The 8,601-nt window shown below is 59.6% G+C and carries 6 protein-coding genes; all 6 read right to left on the reverse strand.

Annotated features, from left to right (window positions below; genetic code table 11):
- Positions 1-356: 356 nt before the first annotated feature.
- On the reverse strand, positions 357-1,298 hold the full coding sequence (xerD, locus tag DW645_RS08440; RefSeq protein ID WP_118227232.1) for a site-specific tyrosine recombinase XerD: 942 nt from the start codon (positions 1,296-1,298) through the stop codon (positions 357-359).
- Positions 1,299-1,300: 2 nt separating this feature from the next.
- On the reverse strand, positions 1,301-2,962 hold the full coding sequence (locus DW645_RS08445) for a CTP synthase (RefSeq protein ID WP_055286060.1): 1,662 nt from the start codon (positions 2,960-2,962) through the stop codon (positions 1,301-1,303).
- 178 nt (positions 2,963-3,140) lie between these two features.
- Entirely contained in the window at positions 3,141-3,479 is a 339-nt protein-coding gene (locus tag DW645_RS08450) for a hypothetical protein (RefSeq protein WP_040358312.1), read from the reverse strand.
- A gap of 256 nt (positions 3,480-3,735) precedes the next feature.
- Positions 3,736-5,217: a DUF1846 domain-containing protein gene (locus tag DW645_RS08455; RefSeq protein WP_006234276.1), complete on the reverse strand. Its 1,482-nt coding sequence runs from the start codon at positions 5,215-5,217 to the stop codon at positions 3,736-3,738.
- A 605-nt stretch (positions 5,218-5,822) separates the two neighbouring features.
- Positions 5,823-7,310, reverse strand: a complete 1,488-nt coding sequence (locus DW645_RS08460; protein ID WP_369832560.1) for a YfcC family protein — start codon at positions 7,308-7,310, stop codon at positions 5,823-5,825.
- Positions 7,311-7,448: 138 nt separating this feature from the next.
- Entirely contained in the window at positions 7,449-8,444 is a 996-nt protein-coding gene (gene argF / locus DW645_RS08465) for an ornithine carbamoyltransferase (protein WP_006234279.1), read from the reverse strand.
- Positions 8,445-8,601 lie beyond the last annotated feature (157 nt).

Consider the following 8,601-nt stretch of genomic DNA (forward strand, 5'->3'; position numbering starts at 1 on the left):
CCACCCCTTCCCCCACCCCGCCCCACCACTCCACCCACCATATATTGCAAAACACCCCCAATCATATGTTCGAAAACACAATATGTTGTGTTTACAGCAACGGCGGGATGCCACCTGTGGCACCCCGCCTTTCAACCTCAACCTTCAAGTTGACCTTGAGGCGATTTTTGCGTCCCTTTACATGCCGTTCACATCGCCCCCAAACTCCCCCACCCACGGTACACACGGCCCACCGCCGCGTCGGTGTCTAGCGAAAAATGGGACGAGCCCCAGATTGCCCATGCGTGCAAAAGTGCGTCTCGGCAATCTGGGGCCCGTCCCCTTTAGTATTTATAAATATGCAGGTCAGCGAGGTGCTAGCGATGTGCTAGCGGATGCGCCGCCAGATAGACCTCGGTCAGTTGCGTTCGGTCGACATGCGTGTAGACCTGGGTGGTCGAAATATCGGCATGGCCCAAAATCTCCTGCAGCACACGCAGGTCGGCACCGCCCGCGAGCATGTGGGTGGCAAAGGAGTGGCGCAAGGTATGGGGATGGAGCCCCACCAGCCCCACCTGACGCCCATACCGCTCGCATATCGCATGCACGGCCTGGCGCGACAGGCGACGTCCGTTCTTATTTAAAAAGACCGCCGAGGTCTCGGTTCCGTGGGCATGGGCCGCCAAGCGAGAACGCCCCTTAGTTATATAGCGCGTCAGAGCTCGCGCCGCGCTTCCCACCAACGGGGACAGGCGTTCCTTTGAGCCCTTACCGCGAACGAGCACAAAGCCATCGTCGATATGGATATCGCCAACATCGAGCCCCACCAACTCACTCACACGCAAGCCGCATCCGTAGAGCACTTCCAAGATGGCATGGTCGCGCAAGCCCATCTCGCCCTCGGGGAAGTCTTGATCGAGCAGCGCCGAGACATCCTCCACCGATAGATACTCCGGCAAACGCTCAGCCTTTTTAGGCAGGCGCAACGCCGCCGTTGGATTTTGGGCCACAATCCCATCGCGCACCAAAAAGGCATGCAGGCCCTTCACGGCCGCAAGCGCACGCTCCACCGAGGCATCGGAATAGCCCCCATCGCGACGGTCGGCGACAAAGCCCTCCACGACCTGACGAGTCACCTCATCAAAAGACATGATGCCCGCCCGCTCCAGATACGCGCAGTACGTCGTCAGGTCACGACGATAGGCCGCAATCGTGTTGCGCGCCAAACCCCGCTCGACCGCGAGGTAATCGAGATACTCCCCCGCCGCCACGGCGAGCGACGAGGGAGTAGCTTCGGTATGCTCTTTGTTCGCCGGCACCCTTAGTCCGTAGCGAGGTTCATGGGCGTCACCTGCAGGCGATCGACGCCCTCGTGCTGACCGATCGAGGCACGCACGAACTCTCGGAACAGCGGCTGCGGGTTGGTCGGACGGCTCTTGAACTCGGGGTGAGCCTGGGTTGCCACATACCAAGGATGCACGTCGCGCGGCAGCTCGACCATCTCGACCAGGCGCTCGTCGGGCGACAGACCCGAGATAACCAAACCGGCGTCCTCAAGCTGGTCGCGGAAGGCGTTGTTGAACTCAAAGCGGTGACGGTGACGCTCGTAGACGAGCTCCTCGCCATATGCCTCGCGAGCAAGGGTATCGGCGGCGAGCTTGCACGGATAGGCGCCCAGGCGCATGGTGCCGCCCTTCTCGGTCACGTCCTCCTGCGAGCTCATCAGATCGATGACGCTAAATGGGCCGTCCGGATCGAACTCGGAGGAGCTGGCGCCGGCAAGGCCGACGACGTTGCGGGCGAACTCGCACACGGCCACCTGCATACCCAGGCAAATGCCCAGATACGGAATCTTGTGCTCACGGGCAAACTCGGCCGCGAGGATCTTGCCCTCCAGGGCGCGCTTGCCAAAGCCGCCGGGGACCAGGATGCCCGAGGCGTCGCCCAGAACCTCGGAGACATTCTGCTCGTCGAGGCTCTCGCCGTCGACCAGCTGGACGTCCACATGGCGATCGTAGAAGACGCCCGCATGGTGCAGGGCCTCGATAACCGACAGGTACGCATCGGGCAGCTGCGTGTACTTGCCCACGACGGCGATCTTCACCTTGTCGGCGTGATGGTTGGCGTGATTCTGTTTGCGCAGGAACTCATTCCACTCGCTCATGTCGCGCTCACGCGGGTCCAGACCCAGGCGCTCGCAAATGCGCAGGTCAAAGTCCTGCTCGGCAAGCAGCTGCGGAACATCGTAAATGCTCGCGCAGTCCTCGTTGGTAAAGACGCAATCGGTGTCGACGTCGCAGAAGCTTGCGATCTTCCCGCGGATAGCGTCATCGATATGGTGGTCGGAGCGCAACACGATAATATCGGGCTGGATGCCAAAGCTGCGGAGCTCCTTGACGGAATGCTGCGTGGGCTTGGTCTTGACCTCGTGGGCGGCGGCGATATAGGGAACGAGCGACACGTGGATGTAGCAGACGTTCTCGGGGCCGGCCTCCTTGCGGTACTGACGAATGGCCTCGACAAACGGTTGGGACTCGATGTCGCCGATCGTGCCGCCCAGCTCGGTGATGACTACATCGGAGCCGGTCTGCTCCTCGATGCGGCGGAACTTATCCTTAATGGCATTGGTGACGTGAGGAATCACCTGCACGGTACCGCCCAAAAAGTCGCCGCGACGCTCGCGGGCGATGAGGCTTTTGTAGATGGCACCGGTCGTAAAGTTGGAATCGCGGGTCAGGTTCTCATCAATAAAGCGCTCGTAATGACCCAGGTCCAGGTCGGACTCGTAACCATCCTCGGTTACAAAGACCTCACCATGCTGGAACGGGCTCATGGTACCGGGGTCGACGTTCAGATACGGGTCGGCCTTCTGCATCGTTACTTTGTAGCCACGCGACTTGAGCAGACGGCCCAGCGAGGCCGCGGTGATACCCTTGCCCAGGGACGAAACCACGCCACCGGTTACGAACACATGCTTGGTCATATTGAGTTACCTGCGCTTCCCGTAGAAGTTGTTTATCCACATCTTACGGGTCTTCATTGTAATACTCGCGCCGCGGACCGTCCGCAATTTTTCTCGCGTGCGATTGCATTTCTCAATCTTGAAACAAAACGCCGCCCGGTTTCCCAGGCGGCGTCACTATGGCAAGGGTTACATGCTGCTATCGATCAGCAACCTCGTCCTCAAGCATTTCTTGAACGAGCATGCCGGTACGGACGCCCTCAAGATACCACTCACCACGTTCGGTGAGGCAAATGCCATTTGCAAGCTGACCGCCGTCGTCGCTATAACGCGAGACGACATCAATCATACCTTCGGAATCCAAGCGATCGATTGCGGCGCGGGCACGATACGGCGAAACCCCCACGCGCTCGGCAAGCGTTTTGCGCGAGAAACCATACGGCCCGCCATTGTCTTCGGTTTGCTGGTCGATCTCCATCAACACCAGCACCTCGACACGCTTCATATCGTTGACACTCGCACGACCCTTGCCCGCCATAGCAGCCTCCTCAAACCGAGCACGAGCATCTAACGCGCCGTGCGCGACCGACACACCTCACGATGGCAGGTAATATCCATCATGCGGCATCCCGCTAAGGATGAAACAGTTACGGTTATTGTATACCGCTCAAATTGTTTCTAGGCAGGTAAACAGCTATTTTTCGCCGAAATAGACGCTTTATTGATCAAAAAGCCGTACCGGGCGCTAACCCGATACGGCCAAAATGCAATGCAATTACCGCGGTGCTTCAAACTTAGCGATGGAAGAAACCGCGGCGCTCAAACTTGGGCTCGCAGCACACGTTGATGCCCAACTTGCGCAGTACCGTCTCGTCCGTCGGCGAGATAATCACGCTAAAGAAGGCATCGCAACCGCGCAGCTGCTCCAGGCCCGAAAGGACGCGAGCGGCCGTCTCACTCGTGGCCGAGGTGATCGACAGCGCCATAAGCGTCTCGTCGGTGTGGAGGCGCGGGTTTTTGCTGCCCAGGAAATGCGTCTTGAGCTTGCTGATGGGCTCGATCGCCTCATCGCTAATGACCTCGAGCTCAAGGTCGACGCCCGAGACATGCTTGAGGGCGTTCATAATGAGCGAACTTGCGGCGCCCAGGCGCGTGGAGGTCTTACCGGTCACCACGGAGCCATCGGGCATGACCATGGCACCCACGGGACCACCCGTCAGCTGCTCCCTGGTGAGGGCCGCCGAGCGCGCCGGTGAGTAGTTCTTATCGATGCCGGCTTTCTTCATAATAATCTTGAGACGGTCGACTTGCTCATCGCCCACGCCGGTACGGCGCACATTTTCGACCGCGGTAAAGTAGCGGCGGACGATCTCCATCTTGGAAGCGTCGCGGCAGGCATCGTCATCGGTGATGGCAAAACCGACCATATTGACGCCCATGTCCGTAGGGCTCTGGTAGGGGCTCTTGCCCAGGATCTTTTCCATCAGGGCACGGACTACCGGGAAGGCCTCGACGTCGCGGTTGTAGTTGACCGTGGTCTTGTTGTAGGCCTCCAGGTGGAAGGAGTCGATGATGTTGGCGTCATCGAGGTCTGCCGTGGCGGCCTCGTAGGCAATATTGACCGGATGCGTAAGGGGCAGATTCCAAACCGGGAAGGTCTCGAATTTGGCATAGCCGGCGGCCGTGCCATGCTTGTGCTCGTGATAGAGCTGAGACAGGCAAGTGGCGAGCTTGCCCGAGCCAGGGCCGGGCGCCGTCACGACAACGAGCGGTCGGGTGGTCTCGACAAACTCGTTCTTGCCATAGCCGTCGTCGGACACGATCAGATCGACATCGTGCGGATACCCCTCGATGGGATAGTGCAGCTTGGCGGGAATACCGAGCGCGTTCAGGCGGTTGCGGAACACATCGGCAGCGGGCTGTCCAGCGTACTGGGTGATGACCACGGCCGCGACAGCAAAGCCGTTGCCGCGGAACAGGTCAACCAGGCGCAGCACATCCTCGTCATAGGTAATGCCAAGGTCACCACGAGCCTTGTTTTTCTCGATGTGGTTCGCGTTGATCGCGATGATAACCTCGACATCGTCGGCGATGCTTTTGAGCATGCGGAACTTGCTGTCCGGCTCAAAACCCGGTAGCACGCGGCTGGCATGATAGTCATCGAACAGCTTGCCGCCAAACTCCAAATACAGCTTGCCGCCAAACTGCGAGATGCGCTCCTTAATGTGAGCAGCCTGCAGCTCGATATACTTCGCGTTGTCGAAACCCTGGCGCATATATGGCTCCCGTCCCGTTTCGTAAATTAAGTTCCTACGCGATTATAACGGAGCCTGCCCTCCCCGATGCCCAGGCCATCAACAGGCACCAACCAAACACGCCATCGATAAGTTGCGGTGAAATAGCTCCTGTTTAACCCCTCAAGACGGCCAAACGGGAACTATTCCACCGCAACTTCCCCTTTTGGCGCAAAGTAACCTGACCCCTTTGCACCAACAGCAGAAACGTCGCGGGCAGAGAACGGACAGCGAACAGACACCAGAGCGAGCAAGCCGCCCCCTGCGCCAACAATGGCAGCGCCGCAGGTTGAGCATAAGTCAGCGAAAGCCCACCAGAGCGAGCAAGGTGACGTGAAAGAGGAGGGCATAGGCCTTTTGGCCATGCCCGACGATTGAACGTCAGATTGCCGCTCTGGCGGGCTTGCAGCGTCGAGTGGTTCCGGCGTTTGGTAAAACGCCGGAACACAAGAGCGCCCCCTCCCGCGCACGGAACGGGAGGGGGCCAAAGGTAGGAGTCTACCGGTGGGGTTACCCCACCGGACAGACGATGACCAGGTGATCCGTTATAGGATCGTCATGGTTTCCGTGGGGTACCCAGGGGGTACTTAGATCATCACGCAAGCGATGGTCAGGATGATGGCGCAGACGACGGAGAGAGCGACGATGAGCTTAAGAGCAAACTTGAGCCAGGTCGTCCACTCGATCTTAGCCAGAGCGAGACCGCCCATGATGGCACCAGAGGTCGGGGTGAACAGATTCACGACGCCGATGGCGGCGGAGAAGATCATGACCATGACCTCGGGCGAGAAGCCGAGCTTAACAGCCAGCGGTCCCATGATGGGCATGGAGACAGTAGCCATACCGGAGGTCGAGGGGATCAGGAAGGACAGGCCAAAGTAGACCAGGAAGCTCATGGGAGCGAAGATCACGCCGGACAGGCCAGCCAGAGCATTGGCGGCAGCGTCGAGGACGTAGACGTCGAGGCCGGTGCTAGCCATGAGGACGGAGATGCCACGGGCAAGAGCGATGACGAGGACAACGGACATCATGTCGGCAGCGCCGGTGATGAAGGTGTTGACGATCTGCTTCTCGGAGAGGCCACCGATGATACCGATCAGGACAGCCATGAGGAAGAACCAGGTGGAAGCCTCGTCAAAGTACCACTGGCCAATGGGCAGGCCGGTGATCAGGGCAGACCAGCCCTGAACGATGGCGTTACCGTCGGCGTCATAGACAGCGCCAGCATCGAAGAAGTTGGCGACGCCCTCGTTGAGGTCGGCCAGCGGGATGAAGCCGACGATCATGACGACGAAGGTGAAGGCAAAGGCGATCAGAACACCCTTCTGACGACCGGTGAGCTTGACCTCTTTGTGAACCTCGGAAGCAGCCTTGCCGTGAGCCTCTTCGGCGTCCTTGAGCTCCTGCATCGAAAGGATGGTGGAACCCTTGTCAGCCTTGACCTTCTTGGCATAGCTCATGACGAAGAGGATGGACATAACAGTGGTAACAATCCACAGGACGGCACCGAGGCCGATGATGATGGACTGGTTGACCTCAATGCCAACGCCGGTCAGAGCGTCGACGGCAGCACCGACGGCGAACGGGTTAACCGTGGAGCCGAGGCAGCCGCAGCCAGCGCCGAGCAGGACGGTGGCAGCGCCGACCATAGGGTCGAAGCCAGCAGCCATCATGGTGGCGGCGAGCAGGGCGTAGAAGGGAACGGTCTCCTCGCACATACCATAGGTGGTACCACCGAGGGAGAAGATGAACATTAGCACGGGAATGAGCATGATCTCATTGCCCTTAAGCTTCTGCACCAGAACGGCAATGCCGTTGTCCAGGGCGCCGGTCTCGGTCATCATGCCGAGGAAGCCACCGAGGATCATAACGAAGAGGCAGACGGGCAGAGCGTCAGCGAAGCCCTTGACCGGGGCGGTGCAGAAATCGCTCAGGCGGGCAGCGGTAACCGCGCCACCGGACGTACCGGAGACGATAACGGTAACAACCGCGACGATTGCCAGCAGAGCAAGAAGAATGGTGAACGATGAAGGCATACCGCGCTTTTTCTTAGCGGTCTCAGTCATAGTTCTCATCCCCCCTTCATAAATCATTTACTGATCTCGCCCGAAGCGGCTCTTCCGTGCCGTGCATGTCGCTCGGTGCGAGATTTTTACCAGACAAAAGCGCTCGGGGTGCGCAGGAATGCACCCCGAGCGAGATGCTAGATGCTCTTACTTGAGCGTGGCGTACATGACAGCCTTGATGGTGTGCATGCGGTTCTCGGCCTCGTCGAAGACCTTGGAAGCGGGGCTCTCGAAGACCTCGTCGGTGACCTCCTGCTCGGTGATGCCGAACTGCTCGCACTTCTCGGCGCCAATGGTGGTGTTGGTGTCGTGGAAGCTGGGCAGGCAGTGCAGGAAGATGGCACCCGGGTTGGCCATAGCCATGACCTCGGAGGTGACACGATACGGGGTGAGCTGAGCGATGCGCTCGGCCCAGACCTCGTCAGGCTCGCCCATGGAGACCCACACGTCGGTGTAGATAACGTCGGCACCGGTGACGCCGTCCTTGACGTCGGTGGTCAGCTTGATGGTGCAGCCGTTGGCCTCAGCGATGGGCTTGCAGGCCTCGATGACGTCGTCAGCGGGCATGCACTCCTCGGGGCCGCAGGCCACGAAGTTCATGCCGAGCTTGGAGCAGACGACCATGAGGGAGCGAGCGACGTTGTTCTTGCAGTCGCCCATGAAGACGAGGGTCTTGCCCTTGATGTCGTAGTTGAAGTTCTCCTGGACGGTCAGGATGTCGGCGAGCATCTGAGTGGGGTGCCACTCGGTGGTCAGACCGTTCCAGACGGGCACGCCGGACTTAGCGGCAAGCTCCTCGACGTCGTCCTGGGCAAAGCCACGGAACTCGATGCCGTCATACATGCGGCCGAGAACGCGGGCGGTGTCCTCGATGGACTCCTTCTTGCCCATCTGCGACGAACCCGGATCGAGGTAGGTGACGCCCATGCCCAAATCCATGCCGCCGACCTCGAAGGCGCAGCGGGTACGGGTGGAAGTCTTCTGGAAGAGCAGGACGATGTTCTTGCCCTCGAGATAGCGGTGCGGAACGCCAGCGCGCTTCATGTCCTTGAAGTTCTTGGAGAGCTTGAGCAGGTACTCGATCTCCTCGGTGGTGAGGTCGAGGAGCTTGAGGAAGCTACGGCCGGAGAGGTTAACACCCATGGTTCGAATCCTTTCGAAGAAATGAATTACGCAAATACTAGTGGTGCCCGTTTGACGGGCGAAACCGGTGCGGTTGTAGGGAGACCGCACCGGAAACGGAAAGACTTAGAGGTCCTCGCGCCAGAAGGGCATGCTCATGCAGCGCGGGCCGCCACGG

Origin of the sequence: Collinsella sp. AM23-17, assembly GCF_003470945.1 — a bacterium.
Taxonomy (GTDB): Bacteria; Actinomycetota; Coriobacteriia; order Coriobacteriales; family Coriobacteriaceae; genus Collinsella; species Collinsella aerofaciens_O.